The following is a 20517-nucleotide window of genomic DNA, read 5'->3' as shown; positions in this document are numbered from 1 at the left end:
TTCAACGTGGTTGCGTCACACCTAATCGTCCGTGACCAGGCGAAAATAGCCGGCCTGCAGGCGCATATAGTCGACAAGTTTGAGCGCCATCAGATCCGCCTCCGGGGTCTGGGTCAGCGAGGAAAACAGCGACATTTCGCGCTTTTCCTCATCACCGTTGCAGGTGGCCTGGGCCGCCCGCACGTCACGCACACAGGGCGCGCGGATGGCGAGGGTGTCGACCAGTACGCCGGACAGTTCGGTCGGATACTTGAGGCTGATGCGAAAGCCTTCTTCGGTGAGCTGTAGCCATTTCGGTAACGGTTTTTCTAGGGTGGTTTGAGTCATGTTTTTTCCTTAAAGGCCCAGGGCCGAACGTTCTTCAGCGAGTTGATCAACGCCGTCGACCACCAGCACCATGCCGACCATGTCGATCTCGTAGATCAACCGACCATCGACTTCGAGCTTGTAGTAAGTCAGCGCGATGTTGTGTTTGCTCTCGGCCTTTTCACCGGCCTTCCAGTCGCCCATGTCGACCTCTTTGATCCCGCCGCGCATGGTGACAATGACCGGGATGACCTTGCCCTTGAGGCCCTTGAACGCCCCCCGGAACACGGCGTTGCACGCGGTGCGATCGGACAGGCCGAACCACTTCAACGCCTCACGACGCACACCGTTGGTGGTGAACCCGGCTTCGAGTTTCTCGACGCCGGTCGGGATCTCGATCTCGCCGGCCATGCCGCCGCCCCGGTAGGTTTCGGTTTTCAGCACGACCTTGGGCAGGGTGAGACTCGGCATCTCACCGGCAAAACTCACGCCGTCGATAAACCCGGCGCAGTTGGACAGAACTTCAGGAATCATCAGGTGGCCTCCTTAGGCGGCTTCAAGCACTTCGGTCATCCATTCGTTGGTGACTTCAAAGAGGAAATTCGGGTTCTCGGCCGGCGGCACGTCGGTGAAGCGAATGCGCCAGTACACCTTGCCCTGCTCGATCTGGCTGGTCGTGTTCAACTCATGGTCGGCATACACCTCGAAGTTGATCACCGCGCCCTGATTCTTCAGGTCGCGCATGAATGCCTCGAGGCCGTCGGTGACGTCCTTGACGTAGGTCTTGGTGATTGAGCGGTCGACCGCCCATTTGTGCCCGGCTTGCACCGCGTCCATGAGAATGAACAGCGTGCGCACACGGGTGACGAATGCCCACTTCGGATCGCTCGACAGCGTGCGGTTGCCCCACAGTCGATACCCGTCGTCGCGAATGATCGTGGTGATCTTGGCGTTGTTGAGCAGGTTGGCCCGGCAGGTTTCGTCGCCATCCAGGTACTCGACGGCGCGGGTGGTGCCGGTGATGCCGATAAACTCCTTGTTCGACGGCGAGGCCCAAAAGCCATAGGTGGCATCGGTCCAGGCGAACAGGCCCGCCGTCCAGGCCGAGCCGGGCGCATCCACGGTCTTGCTTTCGCCGGTGTCCCAGAACTGCACACCCGGGTCGACCATGAACAGGTTGCGACTGCCAAAGTTGTCGGCATAGGCCATGGCGGCTTCGTCGGTGGTGCAGGGACCGTCGATGATGCCCATGGCGCGCAGCTTCTGCGCCAGGCTGTCGATGGCGGTGGCTACCGCTTGTGTCGCTGAATGCCCCGGCGCGATCAGCAGCCGCGGCTGGGCGTTGAACAGGCTTTTGCCATCGAGCAACGCCTGCAGGCCGGTCCGCTGACCTGAGGCCAGCACCCCGCCGATGATCGCCGATGTCTGCAGCGCCGGGTCGTCCATCTTGGGCACGCCGATGGCCACGATCACCGCCTTGGCTTTGGTGTAAATCGCCTGGCAGGCCTTGGTGATTGCTGCTCCGGCGCCGAAGGCGGCAATGGCCTCGCGCTCGGTGGTGATCAGTTTCAGCTCGCCGGCCTTGGCCGTGCCGCCCCCAAGGACGCCAGGGGTGAAGGTGTCGCACAGCCCGATGATCGAGGAGGACGGCAACGAGATGGTGCGTGCGCCGGTATCGACCGCCGTGGTCGTGACGCCGTGAAAGAAACTCATAAGGCTCAATCTCCAGAAACGAAAAAGCCCCGCATAAGCGAGGCCGTGAGAAATGTTGGTATTGCGTAATGGAAAAGAAAACGCCCCGTCAGTGCGGGGCGTCAGGTGACAATGATTGTCGCGAGCCAGTCAGGCGCTACGGGGCGGCCCGTGCTCTCTGGGAACGCTGAGCCTTCGGGCCAGTCGCGCAACTGCTTGCGATAGGACAGCAGCGCCGAAAACTGTTCGCCCGACAGGGTTGTCGCCTCGTTCATGTCCAGCTCATCCCGATGCCGGGCGACCAGCCATTCATTGCTGGCCAGTTCAGCGCCCCTCCAAAACCGCTCGCTGGCGGCCAGGGCCTCCGCAGAAAGGCCCGCCGGCGGCGAAAAGGTGCCGCTGTCAAAGGTCCAACCCGCCCCGACAGCCGCCGGACAGCTCTTCCAGATCCAGGATTCGTGATAGCGCCCCACAGGGTCGATGTCTGTCACCTCAATGACACGACCGCTTTTAATATGTGCCCACATACTCACCACCTTATGCTGACGGAGCCGGCCGCACCGGCACCAGAGAGGCCGCCGTTGTCCATCCGCCCTCCACCGCCACCGCCTGGCCCCTGACCATTTCTGAGCGAGGATTGACTAACGCCGGCCCCGTCGACCGTTGCGCCAGCGCCACCAGGCCCGCCACCGCTACCCGGAAAACCATACGATGTCGAATTTGCACGGCCGCCGCTTTGACCATCGCCCAATCCATAATTGAGGTCACCACCCGTGCCGGTGCCGCTTTTACCACCGCCACCGCTGGAGTCGCCGCCACCGCCACCAGAGGCCGACATGAAGCCGCCAAACGAAGAACTACCCCCGGCAAGACCAGGGCTGCCACCCACGCTGTAGGAGACCCCCGCTCCGCCGGCGGCGACCGTGATCGTAATGACGGTACCCGGCACCAGTGTCACCAGACCTTCAGCTACGCCACCACCGCCACCGCCCGGACCGAAGAGCTGGCTGTTTCGACCACTACCACCCCCACCTTTTACAATGGAATAACCCTTGGTCACACCAGGTGGAACCGTCCACGTATAGACCCCCGCCACAGTCCAGGACAGGAACCCCCGGTAGGGCAAATCGGTAAGCCCGGCGCGTGTCGCGTCAGTCGGATGAACGTGATCGGAACGTGCCACACGCTTTGACTCGCCGGGTGCCGCCACGCCGTTAACCTTCGGGTTATCGTCAGAGGCTTGCCCCAGCACAAACTCGCAGGAAGCGATTTGCGGTGTTGCCGTGTCCTTGGCAGCCGTCGGCGTTTCAGGTACTCCGGTCAACTTAGGCGACATCAGCGGCGCGAAGCCAAAGGTCACGTTTTGAAAGGTCAGCGAGGTGGTGCCCAGCACAATCACGGCGTCGGTGATTAACTGCCAGCGCGTATCAGCCAGCGTGGTCCCCTGCTCGACGGACACCAGTAACGCCGAGGTCACCTCGGTATTGGCGTCGGCATCTGGAGCACGCGCCCAAACACCCGCCGCCGCCACATACAGGCCGTTGTCCTTGGCCGTTGCCTGGTTTTTCACCAACACCCGATCACCGGCCACCACTGCAACGCCATCAACCGTCTGAAGACCTGACAGCACGATGTTCGCAGTAGTGGCCACGCGCACCGATTGTTTGCTGTCGAGCTTGTACAGTTCTTCCAGAATTCTGGAGTCGACGTATTCACGCGTTGCCAGCACAACACTCGGGTCGATTTTCAACTGAATATTGGCGGTGCCATTGGTGATGATGTGCATCCGCACCACCTGATTGCGGCCCGATCCTTGGGACAGCAACGGCTTATAGCTGGGAGCCAGGTTGGCCACGGCTGAAAACACACCGTCCTTGTCTTCCAGCGCCAACTCTCGCATCCACCAACCACCCACATCCGGCGGTAGAACCACCTCGGCAATCAAAATGTTGGAGTCCGTCGGTGACACGCGCAGTTGATTGAGCTGGGCGCGATGAACCTGATGGATCAGCGCCGTCTGCGTGGGACTTGGAACTGGATCGGTGCCGTTTGCATCACCGATCAACAAATACTTGGGCTCCCAGGGAATCCCCAGCGCGTCGCAGTTGGTTTTCTTCGCCGCCCCCAGAATCGTGAGCATGCCGCCAAAAATAGTGTTCGTATCAACCATGGGGGTACACGTCCAATTCGTCGAGTATGTAATTGCTGACGCCCTTGTAACCCTGAATCACCACGTCGATATCCGGGTTGTTCCATGGGTAAACATCGATCTCATCGCCGTCATAAACGGCGAAGCCAACGTAAGCGTCGCTATAGGTTTCAAGAATGATGTCCAGCCCTGTCAGGTGCCGACTGACAGGCTTGGCGTCGTCGATCAGGCGCTCCAGCTCCTGATACATTTCCTCGGTGATCCCGGTATCCAGCACGCCGACCTTCAGGGCGAAGGTGCCCGGCACACCTTGCGGCACCGTGTTGAACCACTCGACGATTTCGATCAGGTAACCCAGCGGCTCGACTACCCGACGTAACGCGCCGATGGTGCCCTTGTGGGCATGAATGTAGAACGAGGCCTTGATCGCGGCGCGCTTGACCGGCTCCGACCAGTTGGGATCCCAGCGGTCGACCGACCAGGCCCAGGCCAGGTGCGGCAACAGGTGAACCGGACAGGTGTCGGGGTTGTACAGCGTACGCAGCGGGATCAGGGTGTCCTCAGCGAACGTCGCCTCAATCGCTCGCTCCAGCGGCGTGCTGTTGAGCGGTAAAAGACTGCGCATATCAACCTCCCAGCACGACGCTGAAACCAGTGCAGTACGCCGCCTGCGCCTTGGTCGGGGCCAGATCCTGCCAATCCTTGAGTTCAACCCGCGCCACCCCGGCCACATGCAACTGCGCATCGACGCCGGAACGCGCCACCTCCAGCCCTAACCGTCGACGCGGGTTGATCCACGCCGCCAGACGTTTGATCGCTTCGGCAAGCGCGGCATCGTTTTCCGGGCCGGCACCTTTCATGTGCAGCACGGCGTCAATGCGGTAGCGCAGGATCTCGGCGCTGCGCACCGTCACGCGGTCGCCGACGGGACGCACGTCGTCGTCATTCACAGCTATGGCGACCAAAGCCAGCAGATCCGGACCGACTTCGCCGTCGCCTTCAAGCCCCAGCACGGTGAGGTCGACGCAGGCCGGCGCCGGGCTTTCCGCAGTGGCATCGGCGACCAGCGCCGAGGCATTGCGGGCGTGCAGGATGTAGCTGTTGCGCGGTCCGGCGGTGGTCAGCCCCTCATAGGCCATCTGCACCCGCTCGCGCAGGGCGTCGTGGGACTCCAGCACCGCCTCGACCGGTGGCACGGCCAGCGGATCCGCCGCCTGAATCACCAAGCGTTTGAGATTGACGTTGGCTGCCAACTGATCGAGATCGCCGTTGATGGCATAAGCCAGAAACTGCGCCTTGGCCGCGTCGTTAACCCGTGCCCGGTTGCCGAGTTTGATGTAGCTGCCGACCTCCAGCAGCTTGGTCACGGGATCGCTTTCCAGCGAGGCGGTCCAGTTGTCGCCCATGTGTCCACGGAACACGTCCAGCGCATCCCCGTACACCTCCTCGAAGTCCAACGGCTCCAGAACGTCCGGCGCCGGCAGTTCCGACAGATCCACCAGGGTACTCATACCCACACCTCCAACGTGCCGCGCACACCGAGGTATTCGCCGCTGATCTGCATATTGATTTGCCCGCCCAGAACAGACAGGACACGTATCCGCTCAAGCGTTAGTCGCGGCTCCCACTGGCCCAGCGCCCGGGCGGCCTCGGCTTGCGCGGCGCTCTTCCAGCCCTCGTTGATGGGCAGGTCGACCATGCGCCGCAGCTTGCTGCCGTACTCCGGACGTTCACGACGGCTCATCAGCGGCGTGCCGAGGATGTCCGCAACGGATTGGCGTAAATGCTCGATGCCGGAGATGGGCTGCCCGGTGTGGCGATCCATTCCGATCATCGCAGTTACTCCTTAAGCGGCTCGAACTCGGCGTGGGCCTTGAGGTACTTCAGCGCCACGTCATCCGTGGCGCTGACCGCGATCACGCCCTTCGCCACGGCCAGCACGCGGTCATCCGGCAGGATCAGCGTGCGGGAGGTGTAAAGGGTGTCGCGAAAAGTCGTGGTCGACGCCGTCAGCGTTGAGGAGGTGGCGGCGGCTAGATCCTGCACCGCCGAGTCGTCTTGAGGCTTGGCCATGGTTGCTCCGGAAATGAAAAAACCCGCACGCGGCGGGCTGGGTTAAAAGTTGTCGCTAGTGCGAGTGATGGTTGCTGTTGCCGGTGGTGTCGAGGATCGCCCCGTCACTGGTGATGTTCTGCGTGGTGTGCAGCGTGCCGTCGATGTTGACCGGGCCCTTGATGTTCACCGTTGCCTCCAGGTTGATCATGCCGGACTTCACCGTGACGGCGTTGTCGGTCACTTCGGCCTGGGTCGCCCCAACCTTGATGGTGACCGTGCCCATCGGCAGGCTGATGCTGTAGCTCTTGGCTTGCCAGTCGTAGACCAAGGATCCGCCATCATCAAAACGCCAGACCTCGACGTGATCGCGGTTGTCCGGTGGCGGTCCGCCGTTGCCGTACAGGCCGGGGATGAACGTGCCTTGTGCCACATCGCCGCTGGTACTGATCAGCGTGCCCTGCTCGTTCAGGCTGGGCGACCGCCAATGCCGCGCCTTGCCGGCAGCGACGCTGTGCCAGCGCACCCAGCCGCTGACCCATTCGCCGTCCGAAACCCGACACACCGGCGGAGATGCAGCGAGATCCACCGCGACCACGTAACAATCCTTGACCAAGCCGGCAAGCATCCGGTCATGCTGCGCGCTGACGTAGCCCGAACTCATGGCACCTCCTCCGGACGGAACACGCCATCGCCCGGCTCGATGTTCAGCACCAGCGTGCCCGGTGGCTGATCCGCCCATGGCCAGTCGGTTTCGCCGAGGTAGATCTGCTGCGTCCATTCCACGACCCAGACGGTGTAGCCGTCCAGCTCGGGCTTGGTCCAGTCCTGCATGGCCTGAACAAACTCGGCGGGCTCTACTGCGACGCCCCAGCTCTGCAGGCGCAGCAACACAGCGAGCTGCCCAGCAAGGAATACCGCTTGCTGGTGGTGATCGGGCTGGATCGGATCGGTGATCACTCGCGCTTCGAACTTGCAGGCCAGCCCCATCTCACCGGTCCCCGGATCTTGCCCCGGCTCCATTTCGGCCAGCTCGATGAACACCGCCGGCAGACAGATTCGATCTTCGATGTTTGGCCACACAGCGACCGTCTGCACACCTGGGAGGTGCGTATGGATGTACCGCTCGATGGCCTGGTACAGCTGTTCAAGGCTGAACGGGATTTCTGGTTCGTCCGTCACGTCATTTCCCCTTCAGGTACTTCTGCAGTTCAAAGTTGAGTTCCTGCTGCAGGACATGCACTAGGTGCTCATCGGCCTTACGCACCCAGCTTTCGAAGTGCGGTCGAGCCTGCTCCAGGGAAACCTTGGCCTTGGCCAGCGGGAAACGACTATCGTGTTCGGCGATCCAGCCCGAACTCGCCCCACCTCGCGCGCTCACCGTGCTGTCGGGATAGTCGTCAGCATCGAAATGCTTACTGGCCGTACGGATCCAGATGTCCGCGCTGTTGCCGTAGACCTTCTTGTAAAAGGCCCCCTGATAGCGGCGGCCGGCCACCGACACGGCGGACTTGCCCTGCCTGGGGTTGCCGATCCGGCTCGCCTCAATGGCATTGAGACCGAACCACAACTTGCCGCTGGTGGCACCGCCGCTGACCGGATAACTGCGCAGACGTTGACGCACCGCCGCGACTGCAATGCGCTCTTGCCGACCGACAGCGCGAGCAATGTGTGTGCTCAGCCAGCGCAGGGTTTTGTTGATCGCCCGGCGCTGGGCATTGGCCGCCGCCTTGGGCACCACGGCCGCGAAGTCCTGAAAGGCTTTCAGATCCGCCGCCGAGGTTTGCAGGGAGATCATTCCGCCGCTGACCGAGGGTTTGAAGTGACTGCCGACGCTCATGCTTTGGCCCTCAATAGCAACGCCACCCAGCCGGTGCCGTCCGGCTCCAGCTTCACCAGGTCATACTGGCCGCCACCGTCCTGTACCGGCAGGTCGATGACCACCACTTGCCCCGGCTCAATCCCCACGGCATCGCTGACGCGGATTTCGAACTGCGGTTCCCGTAGCGCGGTGTTGATCCGCCCCATGCGCGGCTGTAGCCAGGGCGCCGAAAAGAAGCCGGCGATCTCCCGATCGCCGACCAGTCCAATGTCGCCCAGGTCATCCAGCACCAGGGCGTCCATGTCGTCGCTCAACTCCCGAAAGCGCACGGTTATGCACCGTCGTCGGAGCTGTCGTCCGCGTCACCGGCGAGGCCCTGAGTTTCACGCAACAGCTGCTGCGCAAGCGGATCCTTGATCGAGGCGATGCGCCCTTCGGCGAGCAGTGCGTCCGCCACCTCTTTGCTCGGCGGACTGTACGGCTCGCCCTTCACCACCACCGTGCGCCCGTCCTGCACACAACCATCGATCACCAGGTATTCAGCTTTTTTGGCCATGTCACACCACCTTGGCGTAGATGAAGGCATCCGGCTCCAGCAGGCCGGCCAAGGCCGCGCTCTGCAGCTTCAGCCAGCGGGCACTCGGTTCTTCAGTCACCCAGCTTTTCGGAAAGCGCGCGGCCTCAACCAGACCGCTCTCTACCGCAGCCAGGTCCTGAATGGCGCCGTACAACATGGCGTTGCGCGTCGAGGTGGAGCCGAGGATCAGGCCACCCGCCGGAATCATCGGCTGTTCGTCGTCGTCATCGTCCAGGTACCACTCGTCATAGCCGTACAGGTCGACACCCGGATCGTTCAGGTAGCCCAAGTAAGTCACGCCATCTGGCAGTTCTTCGGGCTTGATCAGACCCATGTCGACACGGCGGGTGTTGAGCTGCTTCATCACCGTCGCGTTGGACTGAAAAGCGTCCAGCGCTTCGCCACTCATAGCCACGGTATTGGCCGTGCGCCCGGAATCCTTGGCGATCTTGCGTTTCCAGCCACGCAGGTTGGCAATCGGGTCGCTGTCAGCAGTACCCCATTGACCGCTGCCCAGGCTGATTTTGTGGTCGCTGGCCATCAGGAAGTCGATGGTGTCGTCCACGCCCTCCCCGACCACGCTCACCTTGCCGGTGGTCAGGGCTTGGGCGCACATCCATTCTTCACGTCGGGTGATCTCGTCGTCCAGGTCGCGCAGATCCTTGCCCAGCAGTTGCCCCGCGCGCTCCAGTGGAGTACGCGACGAAAATGGGTTATCACCGGCCGCACGCTTGAGCACCAGTTCGGCGGTGGTCTCGCGCTTGGGCTGGATATACGGCGGCGTGTAGTTGTCGGTGTGGTAACCGTCGCGCAGCGACACGCTGCCTGGCAGGCGCGGGTGAACAAACGGCGCCATCTTGCGTTTTCCCTTGATGATGTCGATGTCCACCGTCTTGGTGGGGAACGTCACCGGGCTGCCGCCGTTGAAGAAGGTGTTCAGCAGAAAACGGCGCGCAGTCGGCATCTGCTCGACCGCTTCCAACATGGTGCGTGTATCAAAAATATCCATCGGAAACTCCGGTTTAGCGAATGAACAGGCACAGACCACGCAGCGCGGCTTTCGCCTGCGCCAGGGTGAGGCCCGCGCCGAGAGTGAGTTGGCTGCCCAGCACTTCGCCGGTCAGACGAATCGGCGCCACCTGGGCGCCTTGGCTGGTGTCGGTGGCCTGGTCGAGGATTGCCTTCGGCGCCTCGGAGCCGTCGGTGGCGGCGGACGCGCACAGCACGTATTCGCCGCTGGTTTTCACCTGGCCCAGAACAGCGCCTCGCTTGAGGCTCTGGCCGGCGGCGATCACGGCGGTGTCGATCATCACCGGGAAGGCACCGGCCGACAGCTGATCCGGCACGTAGGTTTGGCGTTCGGGGTTGCTCATGAGGTTCTCCAATCAGCGGCGCGAAGCGCCCGCGACGATGGCGCCGACCACGGCCTTGCGTTCGCCTTGGTCGTCATTGCCGGGTGGGGTGGAAGTCGAGGCACCGGTGCCATCGGCCTTGATCGCATTCAGGGAAATACCGCGATCCTGGGCCGCCTTGAACAGTTGCAGGGCGGTGGCTTCGACCGAGGTGCCGGCATCGATGGCGGCAGAGATTTCGGCTTCGAAGCCCTTGCTCGCCAGGGCATGAATGCCGGTGATGCGTTCACGCTCAGCGCTCGCGCCCTCCTCGCGACTCTGGGTGCGGATGCTCTCCAGATCCGGCTGGCTGGCTTGGGCAATCTGAATGGTTTGCGGATCCGTGCCGGCGGCCAGCGCCTCACGCAACTCCGCCGTGCTGCTGACGGTGGTCATATTGAATTTCCTCGGTTGGGTTGCGGCCGGTTTGGCCAATTCAGTAATCAGTGCTTCAAGCGAGCCCAGGCGGTGAGCCAGGCCGGACTCGACGGCGGCGGCGCCGACACGCAGCCCGCCAAAGTCGCCCATCTCCGGCACGCGTTCGGGATCGACACCGAGGTTGCGGGCAACCTTGGCCACGAACACGTCGCCCATGGCATCGACCGTTTCGCCGACCTTGGCCCGGCCCTCTTCGGTGGCCAGATCCACGCGTTTGTTCGGCGCGTTGCGGCTGACGATCTGGTAGCGCTTGCGCCCGCTGGCCGCCTCGCCTTCCACGACTGCCTCGACCACAACGCCGATGCTGCCGGCCAGCGCGGTTTCATCGATAACGATCTCGCTGGCTGCCGAGGCGATCCAGTAGGCCGCGCTGGCCCCGGTGCCGCCGATGTAGGCGACGATGCGCTTGCGGGATCGGGCTGCATGGATCTGGTCGGCCAGCTCGTTGATCCCGGCGGCCACGCCGCCAGGGCTGTCGATGTTCAGAATGATCGCGTTGACCTTGGGGTCATCCAGTGCCGTCTGCAGGTCGGTGGCCAGCACCTGAGTACTGGTCGCGCCGCTGATCTCGGTGAAGAGATTGGCGTAACGAAACACCGGACCGACCACCGGGATAATCGCCACCCCATTGCGGGTACTGACGGTGCGGCTGTTGTCCAGGCGCACGCCTGTCCGGGTCTCCAGCGCCGCCGGATCGCCCATCCGATCTGCAATGGTCAGCAGGTTATCCAGGGCGCCAGGCAGCATCAGCCAGGGCTGCGAGGCAGCCAGCTCAAATGCGCGGGGCATGGTTATTCCTCGTTGGGGTTGGTGGGCGGCGGCGTTTCCTGCTCGCGCCCCTTGGGCAAAACGTGCAGGCCGTCAGCACGGCGTTGCTCCACTTCGCGCACGCGCTGGCGGTACACCTGCTGCCACGGCTCGCCGGTCATCGCGGCGGTTTCCAGCGTTTCGTTGCTGACGCCGATCTCGATGCGCTTGCCGGCGGCGTTGGCTTCCTTCAGCTCATCGATGGCGCCGCGTGCCGGACCGATCCAGATCGCCTGGCAGTACGCCTTGCGCTTGGCCGGATCGGCGTAGCCGGGCAACTTGATCAACCCACGCGCCACCGCTTCGTCGATCAGCAGTTCACGGCTGGGCTGGCAGAAGTCGCAGATCAGCCACCAGCGGCGGAGGCTGTAGAAGCGCCATGCCTGCAACATCGCCGCACGGGCCGCGCTGTAACTGCTGCTGTAGTGCAGCAACAGCTCTTCCATCGGTTGCTCCAGGGCGGCGCCAATCTCCTTCACCACCGCCGTGAAGAACGGATCGAACTGCGCATTAGGCCGCGCCGGGTTGGCGATCACCGGCTCCTCGCCCTGTCCCAAGTCGACAATCGCGCCCTCCCCCAACGCCAACTCGCCGTCAGCGGTGGTGTCGCCGCCGGCTCCGTTGCCTTCGTTGGCCAGCGCCGACAGCGGCAAGTTGGAGACCTGAAAGTCGTTGTTCTTCTTGATGAACACGGTGAACATCGCCGAGATCACCGCCGCCATCAGTTCGGCGCTGCTGTAGCGCTCCAGCTTCTGCAGTGGCTCCAGCACCGGCGCCAAGTACGGCGCGCCACGCTTCTGGCCCGGTCGCTCCTTGTCGGCCATGACGTGCATGACCCTACGCCGGCCAGTGGCCTCACCAAAGGCCGGCAACCGCTCCCAACGAAGAGACTGGCCTGCGGTGAACTCGTTTGGGTAGCCGCTGCAGACGTGATATGCCAGCGGCGCGCCGAGTCGGTCGAACTCGACGCCGTCCACCAGGTTAGTGCTGTCCAATTGGCCGGCCGGATTGCACACCCGATCCGACTCGATCAATTGCAAGCGCGTGCTGAATACGCAACCCGGACGCTCATCGTCGGGGCTGGCAATCAGCACATCGCCGCAGACCATCGACGAGATCATCACCAGCGCCTGCAGCTGGTAGTGGTTGAGCGTCGCTTCGGCGTCGCATTCGCGTGGATCGTCGGCATACAGCGACCACAACCGGTCAAGCCGGGTGTTGAGTTCTTCCGCCTGTTGTTCACTGAGTCCAAGCGCGTCGTGATCGATCTGCGAACGGCAGACCAGCCCGGTGCCCACTACGTTGGTGCGCAAGCGGGTGATGGCTGCTCGGGCAATCAGGTGGTTGCGCATGGCGTCCCGTGAGCGTGCTACCAGCATCCGGCGCTCGCTCTGGTCGAGGTCGCGGCGCGGACTGCCCAGACCGGGAATCCAACTGGCCATGCTGCGCAGTACGCGCGAGGCACCCCGCCATCGGGTCTCGGTGCCGCCCCCGCCACCTTGGGCAACGATGGGCCGTGCACTGGATGCCGACTTGGCGAGCTTGATGGCCTCGCGCATCAGCAGCTCGGCCGGATCCTTTCGAAAGAAGCCCATAGTCAGATCGCCATGTAAGAGATGCGGTTGCGGCCACGGCCCTGTTGCTGGGCCTGTTCCAGGGCGACCTCCTTGGCGTACTGCTGCTCCAGCAAGCGCAGGCTGTTCAGCTCAGCACGGTACAGCTCGCGATCCGCACGACGCAGGCGCTGCCCTTTTTTCAGGACGTCAGAGATCGCCGCCCGAACTTCCGCTAGGCGCTGTTGTGCGTCTGTCATGATTGTTTCCTTAGTAGCCCGCACGACTGCGGGTGCCCCGCCCACGAGCGACTGCTCGGCGCGGTACCGGTGCGACCGGTTGTTCGGTGTTGAACAGGGTTGGCTGCAGCAGCTGCTGCTCCAACTGATCCCACTCGTGATCGCGCAGCAGGTGGGTTTTCAAACTGCGTGCGGCGTGCAAGGCATACACCTCACAGTCGAGTGCCTCGTTGCGGCGACCGGCCTTTTTCTGCCAGACCATCTTGCTGGGGTTACGCGGATGCGGCGCCAGCACTTCGTTGGTGAGCTGCTCGTAGTAGTCCGAGCGAATCTCGCTGTACCAGTGCATACGCCCAGGCCCTGCCCCCTTCAACCGCAGGCGGCCGTCGATCAACGTCTTAGCCTTGTGCGTGCCGACGATGTGCACTCGTAGGCCGTATTTCGCGGCCTTAGTGTTGTCTTGCGAGGTATCCACCGACTGCGGCGGCTTGGTGAAAATCTCCTTGTCGCGGCTGTCAATGGACGCGCCTTTGATCGCCATCACGTTGTAGCGCTGACGATCCCGCACGTAGCTGTAGACCGCATCACTCGTGTTGCCGTCCGAGCTGTCGATGCTGACCGCCGATACCGCCAACTGAGCGCCGCCCTCGGTGGGAATCGGCCGGGAGATAACCCGATCCAGTTCCTGCCAGACGCTGTCATGGGGATCGATGGGATTGCCATGCAACTCCCCCCAATACAATCGCCAGGATTCTTCGCCCCGCCCCCAGCCGGTGATGACCAGCGCCAGTCGGTCACCCTGCACGTCGACGCCGACGGTGATCAGCAGTACGCCTTTGGGTGCCGTCAGTTCGGCGTAAGGTTCGGCACGCTTCTCCAGTTCGTCGGTCTTCGGCGCATCGCTCTGGTACTCGTAGCTTTCGCCCTTCGAGCTGTTGACGAAGGCGATCATCGGCCCGATGTTGCCCTGCGCCGCCGCGTGTTCGGCCTGAAGCTTTTTCTCCATCAGCACCTGGAAGCGCGATCCCCAAAACGTCGCGTACAGCTCGTTGAGGATGTAGCCGGCGATCCCGCGAAACTCGGCGGTGGCCGACCAGCGTCCGTGCTTGAGGTTGGCGTTCTTCTGGTTGTCGTCCCAGATCGCACCGCAATGCGGACACGAGTAGAAGGCCTTCTCCGGCCGCTTCCTGCCGTATACCTCATGCAGGTAATCCGGATCCTCATCACAGTGCAGGTTGTCGAAGCTCAGCGCATGTTCCTGGCCACATTCGTGACACGGCACCAGGCCAACGCGCTTGTCTGACAGTTCCAGCTCGGCATCAATCGCTGACAGACCTTTGATGGTCGGCGTACCGCCGATGATGATCTTCGAACGGCGAAAGGTTTTCAGACGCTCCTTGGCCAGTTTGATGCTGTCGCCCTGGCCGCGCAGGTTGAGGTTGCAGTCGTCGGGCTCCTCGATGGCCACCCGAGGCACCGGTGTGGATTTCACGCTGGCCGGGCTGTTGGAGCCGACCATCTTCAGGAACCCGCCGGGGAACCGCTTGAAGTCCTGACGCTGCTGCAGCTTGCGGCTGCGCAGATCGACTTTCTTGCGCAGCCGCGGCGTGGCCTCGATCATTGGTTCGAGCTTTTCACCGACGTACTGCTTGGCGGCTTCGGCCTTGGGGAACAGCACCAGAATCGGCGACGGGTCGATGTCGATCCATTTACCCAAGGCGTTACCCAATACGCCCGACGTCCAGGCTACCTGGGCCGATTTGCGGCCAACGATCTCACTAACCGCCGGATCGTCCAGCGCCTCCAGCGGACCACCCGGCCAAGTCAGGTGCGGCGTCACATCGAAGCGGTATTTGCCAGGGCGTGCCGCCTCTTCCGGCGCGAGCCAGCGGTATTTGTCCGCCCACTCGATGATGCTCATGCGCGGTGGTGGTGCCCACTTGCGACAGGCGCTGCGCAGCGCCTTAGTCGCCGCCTTCCTCAAAGCGCTCCGAATCGTCCGGTTCGTCAGAATATCCATCTGACGGGGCATCATCCTTGTCATAGTCAGACAGCCTCCTCAGGATGGCTTCAATGGGATCTCGGATCAGTTGGTCGTCCACCTCCACGCCGTAACGCGCCGACAGCTCGGCGGCCAGCGCGTCCGGAAATGAGTTGAGTAATTCGACTTTGGCGGCGGTGATCATGGCCTCGAAGCGTTCGATCAGGTCATCGGCGATGACCACCTCACCCAAATCCTTGGCCATCGCCAGCTCTTCGCGGTCGGCCCGGATCCGGTCGAGCCGGTCGCGGGAGGATTCCTTTTTGCCGTTGAGCGAGGCCTGATGCATCAGCCACTGGATCACGGCTTCAGTGTCGTACTGGTTTTCGTTGCCACGCCCGATGCCAAACTCGACTACGGGCATGCCGTCGTTTTGCCAACGGGTCAGGGTGCGTTCGTCGCGGCCGACGATCTCACTCAAGTCGGCCTTATTGACTGTCCTGCCCATATCTAACCCTTTGAAAAGACGGACATCCCTGCAAGATTCTCAGCTGCAGAGAATCCGCGAGTTCGGTAACCCGTGTAGGGGGCGGCCCTCGAGGAGGACCCGGAAAAATCGGCCCCCAGCCGGGGGGCCGCCTAGGTGTGGTCGGTCGATGCCGACTCGGAAACGCCCAACCGCTTGGCGACCCAGCGTTCGTAAAGGCCGATTGCAACATCGGCGCCGGCCATCGCGGTCAGGCAACCCAGAGCGCCTGCCGTCCAGATCGACATGCCGGCGGCGATCATCAGCATCATCGCTGTCACACCGCAGGCGATACAGGCACCGGATCGAAGTGCAAGTCGACGCAACAATGCCCAACCTCGCGCCCCATCTTTGTCCGCCCGCCACATCTCACCCGACACGCCGCCAACCAGGGCCAGGACGATCACTAACCAGATCGGCATCTCAGCCAACGCTTGCTGCTCATTTGTCATGTTCTGCCTCAGTAGTAGCGCCACCAACGCCGGAAAAAGAAAACCCCGCCGGGGTGGGCAGGGTTTTCGGAGTCCTGGGTAACCCCGGGACAAAGTGCATAGTTCGTGGGCTCTACGCCAAGGCGCAAATTCCATATCGTGGAGACTTTTTACCCCCCTCCGGAAAAACCGAAAAGGGGCTATTTTCGGTTGTGACACTTGACGCAACTTTGGCTCACTTTGACGCAGCTTTGAGGCAATCCACTCCGATGAACGGTCAGTACGCCAGACGCCGCTTTACGGACGAGGCACGTGTCAGATTGGTCTGGGCACTGCCACTGCGCCGATCATAGTTGCGCGTCGTCGCAGTCCGCACCGTAAGAATGAGCTGCACTTGCTGATGCATGCGGTGCACCCAATTGCGGTAAGTCCGGTCGCCATCCTCGGGTAAACCCAGCAACTGCAACTGACGGCGAACCGGCAACGGCGGATTCGCCAGGTAGCGGTTGTGAGCCAAGGCTGCCAGCTTGGCCCCCTTCTCCGATTGCCTCCCCAACTGGGCGACCGCCGCGGCTACCTCGCAAGCCACGTAATCCATTCCGCCGCCACCGTTCAGCAAAAGATCGCGAGACCCCGGTGTTCCACGCGGCGCGCTGCCGCCATATTGCATGATGGTCGCCATCGGACTGCCTAACCCCGGCCCGTCGCCAATCAGGCAGTGCTGCCGCCCCCAGTGCATCATCAGCTCTTCAATTTCCTCGATCATTGCCCCATTTCCCCGCCAATCGAACCCCACACAAAAATCCCGATACCCGACACAAACCCAACACAAAACAATCCCTTTAAAACCAAGGTCTTTATCCAATTTGAGTTGAGTGTGTTGGGTGTGTTGGGGTTTTCGCCCATCGCATGAAAGGAATTCCGACCACCATTTTTGCCATCAAAAAACGTCACATATGCGCGCACGCGTACGTAAACCCAACACACCCGACACAAAGCCCGCCAGTCCGCGAAACATAGGGGTTTACACTGTGTGGAGTAGCCCACGACAACCCAACACATACCCGACACACCCAACACACTTAGAGGCGTCGTCATGCGGCAGCCGCCTTGATGTGATCCCAGTTGTCCACGTTCCAGCCCGCCAGCTTCGCTTTGGCCCGCCAGTTTTCGACCTGCTTGCCAAGCTCGGCCGCTTTCAGTGATGGGGGCGGGGAAGCGTCCTGGTCGACCGGAAAGAAGAACGCACCGAATCGTCGGTTGTTACCATCGGTCCAAGGGATCGCCCGTGTCTTGTTCATCTCCGAACTGATGAACAATGAGAACTTCGTCTGACTCATGACGTGCTCCTTGTTGCGCTGGCACCACTCAAGGAACAGCGAATACAAATCCGTGGAGAGGCATGGCCCCCATAACCCCTGACCGAGTTCACTGTACTTCCACAGGTGGAGGAAGGTTTGCCAGCCGGCACGACTCAGGGCGACCAACCGCTCCCGGGCATCGGTAGACGGTGGACGTGTGCGCTGATTGAAATCGCCCAGGTCGACCGCCAATAGCCAACCGTACAGCGCCGCGACGCCGCCTTCCTGCAGCTCCTGGCCGATGGCCTTCTGGCGCTCCACCGGCAACGTCTCCAATGGCCACACCACCAGCATGCGCCGGTCGGTGTCGCTGATGGGCCAGGGCAGGATCTCGTTGCTCAGGAACACCGCGTTCATGTGGTTGGCCTCTTCCCAGCCGTTGATGAACTTGGATTCCATTCGTACCGTTTTGCCTGTCACCAGATGCTTGATCTTGCCTACCTGGTTGTAGCGCTGGTCGCGACTCACAACCTCCTCGAAGACCGCCCAAAGCTTGCGGCTTTGCCAAGCGTTAAAATTGCTTTCCAGCTGAGTCTGTCCGACCGTCGCCGCGTACTGCCCGTACAACATGCCGAGCGTGTCGGCAAAGAACAGGCTCTTGCCCGAGCCTTCCATGCTGGAGTGCATCAGCACCGCGGTGTCCATCTTGGCGCCGAGATGCTGCAGCGGATAAGCCAGCCAGCACGTCAGCCACCGCACCGCATCTTCGTCATGGTTGCAAAGGAACGAAATCAACCAGCGCAGGTTGGCGCAGGCTGCATCATCTCTGACCGGCTCAAGCGGCAGCCCGTCGAAGGTATTGATGTACACGGCCGGATCCTTGGTCATGGTCGGATCGAACACGATGTGTTCAACATCCACCGTTCGCCGCTCGCTACTGTTGAGCCATAGCGGATAGGTGTCGCCCAACGCCATCTTGACCGCACCTTCGGCGATACGCCGCTTTTTCTCCCGGTCCCACACGTCCTTGGTGCCGTCGATGTACACGTAACGATCCGTCGGCGACATGCCCAGGGCACCGCCCTTTTTACCGGCCATGCGTCGTGCCTGCTCGATGTCACGGACGTGGTCATCGGAGATAAGACGCTTGCCCGTGTCATCCAGCCAGGCCTTGGCCAACGGCTTACCTACCCGGGCCTCGAACGCCGACTTCTTCATTACCTTCGACTGGTCGCAGTCCCACACATGCGTGGTGCCCTCCACCAGTGCAAACCGACGCAACACCTGCTCAAGGGTTAACTCCTCCCCCGTTCCCCCGGGAGTTGCAGGAGCCGCCTCGCTAGATGCCGCCTCATCATGCACATCTGCCGCAGCTGCATCACCAGAAGGGGGCGGGGGAAGATCTCGCGGATCCGGTCGAGACGAATGCTGCATACCCAACAGGCGCGCCGCCTCCTTGACCGCCCGCGACTGATCACCGCCGTGCTCGAGTAGGCAGTACACTTCAAAGGCGTCGTTCTGGTGTCCGTTGGCGAGCGGATCGGCGCCGTGGTGCGAATACACCTTACCCTCGGTCACCGTGATGCCCGGCAACCCTGTGCTGCTCTGTGGATAGAGCCACTTGCCGCCGCGTTTGGTGTAACCATTGGCGCGCAGCAACTCTTCCACGTCGTGACAGCGGTTGAACTCGTCGATTACAGAGGGTTGCTTGCCATTGGCCGGTGCCTGGCGCTTGATCGGCTTGCCAAGAGGCTTTTTTGCCTTCACCGCCCAGGGACACGCAGCCTCGGCGTCACGCTTGAAAATCTCCCAATTGTTCCAGATAGCCAGCAACTCAGAGGGCAGCACCGGCAAACCATCCTCTGTCTTAGGTGGCGTACGCCAGGCGTAAGGTTTGCCCGTACCTGGATGGATCGATGGAGGCAACACGTCCTGCACCAAGCCCGCACGCAGCTCGAATACCGTAAAGCGCTTGAACTCCTCGGCCTCAGCCCGCGCCACGATCTCCCCCACCGCATCGCCAGCAGCTTTGGCAGCCTTGGCTTTCTCGATCAAACCCTTGTGGATCGTGCCATCCGGATCTTTCTCGTTCGGCCACGCCAATGCATGCCGGGTCAGCTCGATGCCGTCCGGCACACGAAACATGATCCGAAAGCGTGCGGGGTTCCCAACAACCGTCGGGAATACCAACGCCATTGCATCCAGATCAATCTCCAGCAATTCGTAGAGGAGATGCCTCGTCCATTGCACATCATCCACGTCTAACGAGCAGACGCGGCTTGGACCCAGCACCACACCCAAGTTGTGCGCAGGATTGGTTTGCCAAAAAAGAGCGGCTTTCGCCGCTTCGGTGATGTAGCCCCCGGGCTTGTTCCAGCCCATGCCCTTGGGGGCCTTCTCCCCTGCCTCAATGGGAACCAGGGCGAGATTGAAGGAGTCGATGTAACGTTGCGCCCACTCTGCTATGGGCGCTCCTTTGACCAGCTCACTCATCGGCGACGCTCCCGCAAAGCCTGGCAGCTGACGCAGGTCTGACACCCTTCGATCGTATGCTGACGAAGTACCGGGATGGGCTCATCACAGTCAGCGCAATATTCGGAACTGGCGATACCTACTACCGGGCGGGGGCGACGATCCAAAGCGACCTGGAGGAAATAATCGGCTTGGTCGTTGGCCGTATCGATCACATCAGCCATGCTCGTGCCCCTCCATCGCCTGACGGGCGCCGGCCATGATGCCCAGCACTGCGCGGATCACGTCCGCACCATGTTTCTCCAGCTCAGCGACTTCGTGCTGTTCCCACACGTTGTCCGCTGCGCCCTCGTGCATGCTGGAAACAAATAGTCCTGTTTCGTGCAGCAACTTGCTGACGGCCAAAAGCGCCTGCTTTGTAGGAGCCGCGGCTTCGGGTTTGTACCAAACCATTCCCGCAGGACGCATTAGCGCATCCAGCAATACAGGGCTGGCCGTCAACCGGATAACTTCTTCCAGTTCGTCCGGATCCAGCCAGCGTTGCTCGAAGTCGTGCTTCAGCTTTTTCTGCAGGGTGTCGTAATCGATAACCATATCCAGGGCCAAGGCAGTGACACCGCCTCTGTAGGAATGGCCGGCGCGGTACAGCGCCTTTCGAAGAGAAAGAACCGGCTCAGGGGCCGGCAGTTTTGCGTTGCGACTCATAACCGTAAAAACTCCTTTTACGGTCTAGCCATAGGAACAGGCACAACCTATCCTACGACCACGACCGATGTGCAT

Annotated in this window: 26 protein-coding genes; all 26 read right to left on the bottom strand. The window is 61.9% G+C overall.

What is annotated here, in order from left to right:
• Positions 1 to 21 precede the first annotated feature (21 nt).
• Positions 22 to 327, bottom strand: coding sequence for a phage tail assembly protein (locus PSH65_RS09600; protein ID WP_305425988.1), 306 nt, complete (start codon positions 325 to 327; stop codon positions 22 to 24).
• 9 nt (positions 328 to 336) lie between these two features.
• Positions 337 to 840 carry a phage major tail tube protein gene (locus PSH65_RS09595; protein ID WP_305425987.1) on the bottom strand — a complete coding sequence of 168 codons (504 nt, stop codon included), beginning with the start codon at positions 838 to 840 and terminating at the stop codon, positions 337 to 339.
• 12 nt (positions 841 to 852) lie between these two features.
• Positions 853 to 2019, bottom strand: coding sequence for a phage tail sheath family protein (locus PSH65_RS09590; RefSeq protein ID WP_305425986.1), 1167 nt, complete (start codon positions 2017 to 2019; stop codon positions 853 to 855).
• Positions 2020 to 2120: 101 nt separating this feature from the next.
• Positions 2121 to 2525, bottom strand: a complete 405-nt coding sequence (locus tag PSH65_RS09585) for a phage tail assembly chaperone (RefSeq protein ID WP_305425985.1) — start codon at positions 2523 to 2525, stop codon at positions 2121 to 2123.
• A gap of 2 nt (positions 2526 to 2527) precedes the next feature.
• Positions 2528 to 4168, bottom strand: a complete 1641-nt coding sequence (locus PSH65_RS09580) for a phage tail protein (protein ID WP_305425984.1) — start codon at positions 4166 to 4168, stop codon at positions 2528 to 2530.
• Positions 4161 to 4772: a phage tail protein I gene (locus PSH65_RS09575; RefSeq protein WP_305425983.1), complete on the bottom strand. Its 612-nt coding sequence runs from the start codon at positions 4770 to 4772 to the stop codon at positions 4161 to 4163. The genes PSH65_RS09580 and PSH65_RS09575 overlap by 8 nt, the downstream gene beginning before the upstream one ends.
• A gap of 1 nt (position 4773) precedes the next feature.
• A complete protein-coding gene (locus PSH65_RS09570; protein WP_305425981.1) occupies positions 4774 to 5658 on the bottom strand; it encodes a baseplate J/gp47 family protein in 885 nt (294 codons plus the stop codon).
• The gene (locus tag PSH65_RS09565; RefSeq protein ID WP_305425980.1) at positions 5655 to 5981 is read right to left on the bottom strand and encodes a GPW/gp25 family protein; all 327 of its coding nucleotides are present in this window, start codon (positions 5979 to 5981) and stop codon (positions 5655 to 5657) included. Before PSH65_RS09565 ends, PSH65_RS09570 begins: the two co-directional genes overlap by 4 nt.
• Before the next feature lie 5 nt (positions 5982 to 5986).
• On the bottom strand, positions 5987 to 6220 hold the full coding sequence (locus tag PSH65_RS09560; protein ID WP_305425979.1) for a hypothetical protein: 234 nt from the start codon (positions 6218 to 6220) through the stop codon (positions 5987 to 5989).
• Positions 6221 to 6275: 55 nt separating this feature from the next.
• Positions 6276 to 6863, bottom strand: coding sequence for a phage baseplate assembly protein V (locus PSH65_RS09555; protein WP_305425978.1), 588 nt, complete (start codon positions 6861 to 6863; stop codon positions 6276 to 6278).
• The gene (locus tag PSH65_RS09550; protein ID WP_305425977.1) at positions 6860 to 7381 is read right to left on the bottom strand and encodes a hypothetical protein; all 522 of its coding nucleotides are present in this window, start codon (positions 7379 to 7381) and stop codon (positions 6860 to 6862) included. The genes PSH65_RS09555 and PSH65_RS09550 overlap by 4 nt, the downstream gene beginning before the upstream one ends.
• 1 nt (position 7382) lies before the next feature.
• Positions 7383 to 8039: a hypothetical protein gene (locus tag PSH65_RS09545; protein ID WP_305425975.1), complete on the bottom strand. Its 657-nt coding sequence runs from the start codon at positions 8037 to 8039 to the stop codon at positions 7383 to 7385.
• Positions 8036 to 8350 (bottom strand): hypothetical protein, encoded by a 315-nt coding sequence (locus PSH65_RS09540; protein WP_305425974.1) that lies wholly within the window; start codon positions 8348 to 8350, stop codon positions 8036 to 8038. The genes PSH65_RS09545 and PSH65_RS09540 overlap by 4 nt, the downstream gene beginning before the upstream one ends.
• A gap of 2 nt (positions 8351 to 8352) precedes the next feature.
• The gene (locus tag PSH65_RS09535; protein WP_305425973.1) at positions 8353 to 8577 is read right to left on the bottom strand and encodes a hypothetical protein; all 225 of its coding nucleotides are present in this window, start codon (positions 8575 to 8577) and stop codon (positions 8353 to 8355) included.
• A 1-nt stretch (position 8578) separates the two neighbouring features.
• Positions 8579 to 9607 carry a major capsid protein gene (locus PSH65_RS09530; RefSeq protein ID WP_305425972.1) on the bottom strand — a complete coding sequence of 343 codons (1029 nt, stop codon included), beginning with the start codon at positions 9605 to 9607 and terminating at the stop codon, positions 8579 to 8581.
• A 13-nt stretch (positions 9608 to 9620) separates the two neighbouring features.
• A complete protein-coding gene (locus tag PSH65_RS09525) occupies positions 9621 to 9971 on the bottom strand; it encodes a head decoration protein (protein ID WP_305425971.1) in 351 nt (116 codons plus the stop codon).
• A 12-nt stretch (positions 9972 to 9983) separates the two neighbouring features.
• A complete protein-coding gene (locus PSH65_RS09520; protein WP_305425970.1) occupies positions 9984 to 11216 on the bottom strand; it encodes a S49 family peptidase in 1233 nt (410 codons plus the stop codon).
• 2 nt (positions 11217 to 11218) lie between these two features.
• Complete coding sequence (locus PSH65_RS09515; protein WP_305425969.1) at positions 11219 to 12829, bottom strand: phage portal protein; 1611 nt, start codon at positions 12827 to 12829, stop codon at positions 11219 to 11221.
• 2 nt (positions 12830 to 12831) lie between these two features.
• Positions 12832 to 13047, bottom strand: a complete 216-nt coding sequence (locus tag PSH65_RS09510; protein ID WP_054597792.1) for a hypothetical protein — start codon at positions 13045 to 13047, stop codon at positions 12832 to 12834.
• Positions 13048 to 13057: 10 nt separating this feature from the next.
• On the bottom strand, positions 13058 to 15046 hold the full coding sequence (locus tag PSH65_RS09505; protein WP_348529758.1) for a terminase gpA endonuclease subunit: 1989 nt from the start codon (positions 15044 to 15046) through the stop codon (positions 13058 to 13060).
• Positions 14991 to 15515 carry a terminase small subunit gene (locus PSH65_RS09500; RefSeq protein ID WP_348529757.1) on the bottom strand — a complete coding sequence of 175 codons (525 nt, stop codon included), beginning with the start codon at positions 15513 to 15515 and terminating at the stop codon, positions 14991 to 14993. Before PSH65_RS09500 ends, PSH65_RS09505 begins: the two co-directional genes overlap by 56 nt.
• A gap of 131 nt (positions 15516 to 15646) precedes the next feature.
• Entirely contained in the window at positions 15647 to 15985 is a 339-nt protein-coding gene (locus PSH65_RS09495; protein WP_086945412.1) for a phage holin family protein, read from the bottom strand.
• 256 nt (positions 15986 to 16241) lie between these two features.
• Complete coding sequence (locus tag PSH65_RS09490; protein ID WP_305425965.1) at positions 16242 to 16730, bottom strand: hypothetical protein; 489 nt, start codon at positions 16728 to 16730, stop codon at positions 16242 to 16244.
• A 328-nt stretch (positions 16731 to 17058) separates the two neighbouring features.
• Positions 17059 to 19758, bottom strand: a complete 2700-nt coding sequence (locus PSH65_RS09485; RefSeq protein WP_305425964.1) for a DUF5906 domain-containing protein — start codon at positions 19756 to 19758, stop codon at positions 17059 to 17061.
• Positions 19755 to 19961 carry a TraR/DksA C4-type zinc finger protein gene (locus PSH65_RS09480; RefSeq protein ID WP_305425962.1) on the bottom strand — a complete coding sequence of 69 codons (207 nt, stop codon included), beginning with the start codon at positions 19959 to 19961 and terminating at the stop codon, positions 19755 to 19757. The genes PSH65_RS09485 and PSH65_RS09480 overlap by 4 nt, the downstream gene beginning before the upstream one ends.
• Positions 19954 to 20442 (bottom strand): phage regulatory CII family protein, encoded by a 489-nt coding sequence (locus PSH65_RS09475; RefSeq protein ID WP_305425960.1) that lies wholly within the window; start codon positions 20440 to 20442, stop codon positions 19954 to 19956. The genes PSH65_RS09480 and PSH65_RS09475 overlap by 8 nt, the downstream gene beginning before the upstream one ends.
• Between the last annotated feature and the right edge of the window lie 75 nt (positions 20443 to 20517).

The organism is Pseudomonas sp. FP603 (assembly GCF_030687415.1).
Lineage (GTDB): Bacteria > Pseudomonadota > Gammaproteobacteria > Pseudomonadales > Pseudomonadaceae > Aquipseudomonas > Aquipseudomonas wuhanensis.
The sequence above is the reverse complement of the archived record's forward strand: the minus strand, read 5'-3'. Positions and strand labels throughout refer to the sequence as shown.

What these genes read in the sequence shown, in the direction of transcription:
- PSH65_RS09555 (WP_305425978.1), bottom strand. Translation starts at nt 6,863, where the DNA reads ATGAGTTCGGGCTACGTCAGCGCGCAGCATGACCGGATGCTTGCCGGC.
- PSH65_RS09545 (WP_305425975.1), bottom strand. Translation starts at nt 8,039, where the DNA reads ATGAGCGTCGGCAGTCACTTCAAACCCTCGGTCAGCGGCGGAATGATC.
- PSH65_RS09530 (WP_305425972.1), bottom strand. Translation starts at nt 9,607, where the DNA reads ATGGATATTTTTGATACACGCACCATGTTGGAAGCGGTCGAGCAGATG.
- PSH65_RS09495 (WP_086945412.1), bottom strand. Translation starts at nt 15,985, where the DNA reads ATGACAAATGAGCAGCAAGCGTTGGCTGAGATGCCGATCTGGTTAGTG.
- PSH65_RS09535 (WP_305425973.1), bottom strand. Translation starts at nt 8,577, where the DNA reads ATGGCCAAAAAAGCTGAATACCTGGTGATCGATGGTTGTGTGCAGGAC.
- PSH65_RS09480 (WP_305425962.1), bottom strand. Translation starts at nt 19,961, where the DNA reads ATGGCTGATGTGATCGATACGGCCAACGACCAAGCCGATTATTTCCTC.
- PSH65_RS09570 (WP_305425981.1), bottom strand. Translation starts at nt 5,658, where the DNA reads ATGAGTACCCTGGTGGATCTGTCGGAACTGCCGGCGCCGGACGTTCTG.
- PSH65_RS09565 (WP_305425980.1), bottom strand. Translation starts at nt 5,981, where the DNA reads ATGATCGGAATGGATCGCCACACCGGGCAGCCCATCTCCGGCATCGAG.
- PSH65_RS09520 (WP_305425970.1), bottom strand. Translation starts at nt 11,216, where the DNA reads ATGCCCCGCGCATTTGAGCTGGCTGCCTCGCAGCCCTGGCTGATGCTG.
- PSH65_RS09475 (WP_305425960.1), bottom strand. Translation starts at nt 20,442, where the DNA reads ATGAGTCGCAACGCAAAACTGCCGGCCCCTGAGCCGGTTCTTTCTCTT.
- PSH65_RS09485 (WP_305425964.1), bottom strand. Translation starts at nt 19,758, where the DNA reads ATGAGTGAGCTGGTCAAAGGAGCGCCCATAGCAGAGTGGGCGCAACGT.
- PSH65_RS09585 (WP_305425985.1), bottom strand. Translation starts at nt 2,525, where the DNA reads ATGTGGGCACATATTAAAAGCGGTCGTGTCATTGAGGTGACAGACATC.
- PSH65_RS09575 (WP_305425983.1), bottom strand. Translation starts at nt 4,772, where the DNA reads ATGCGCAGTCTTTTACCGCTCAACAGCACGCCGCTGGAGCGAGCGATT.
- PSH65_RS09590 (WP_305425986.1), bottom strand. Translation starts at nt 2,019, where the DNA reads ATGAGTTTCTTTCACGGCGTCACGACCACGGCGGTCGATACCGGCGCA.
- PSH65_RS09525 (WP_305425971.1), bottom strand. Translation starts at nt 9,971, where the DNA reads ATGAGCAACCCCGAACGCCAAACCTACGTGCCGGATCAGCTGTCGGCC.
- PSH65_RS09500 (WP_348529757.1), bottom strand. Translation starts at nt 15,515, where the DNA reads ATGGGCAGGACAGTCAATAAGGCCGACTTGAGTGAGATCGTCGGCCGC.
- PSH65_RS09490 (WP_305425965.1), bottom strand. Translation starts at nt 16,730, where the DNA reads ATGATCGAGGAAATTGAAGAGCTGATGATGCACTGGGGGCGGCAGCAC.
- PSH65_RS09560 (WP_305425979.1), bottom strand. Translation starts at nt 6,220, where the DNA reads ATGGCCAAGCCTCAAGACGACTCGGCGGTGCAGGATCTAGCCGCCGCC.
- PSH65_RS09600 (WP_305425988.1), bottom strand. Translation starts at nt 327, where the DNA reads ATGACTCAAACCACCCTAGAAAAACCGTTACCGAAATGGCTACAGCTC.
- PSH65_RS09595 (WP_305425987.1), bottom strand. Translation starts at nt 840, where the DNA reads ATGATTCCTGAAGTTCTGTCCAACTGCGCCGGGTTTATCGACGGCGTG.
- PSH65_RS09580 (WP_305425984.1), bottom strand. Translation starts at nt 4,168, where the DNA reads ATGGTTGATACGAACACTATTTTTGGCGGCATGCTCACGATTCTGGGG.
- PSH65_RS09510 (WP_054597792.1), bottom strand. Translation starts at nt 13,047, where the DNA reads ATGACAGACGCACAACAGCGCCTAGCGGAAGTTCGGGCGGCGATCTCT.
- PSH65_RS09515 (WP_305425969.1), bottom strand. Translation starts at nt 12,829, where the DNA reads ATGGGCTTCTTTCGAAAGGATCCGGCCGAGCTGCTGATGCGCGAGGCC.
- PSH65_RS09505 (WP_348529758.1), bottom strand. Translation starts at nt 15,046, where the DNA reads ATGGATATTCTGACGAACCGGACGATTCGGAGCGCTTTGAGGAAGGCG.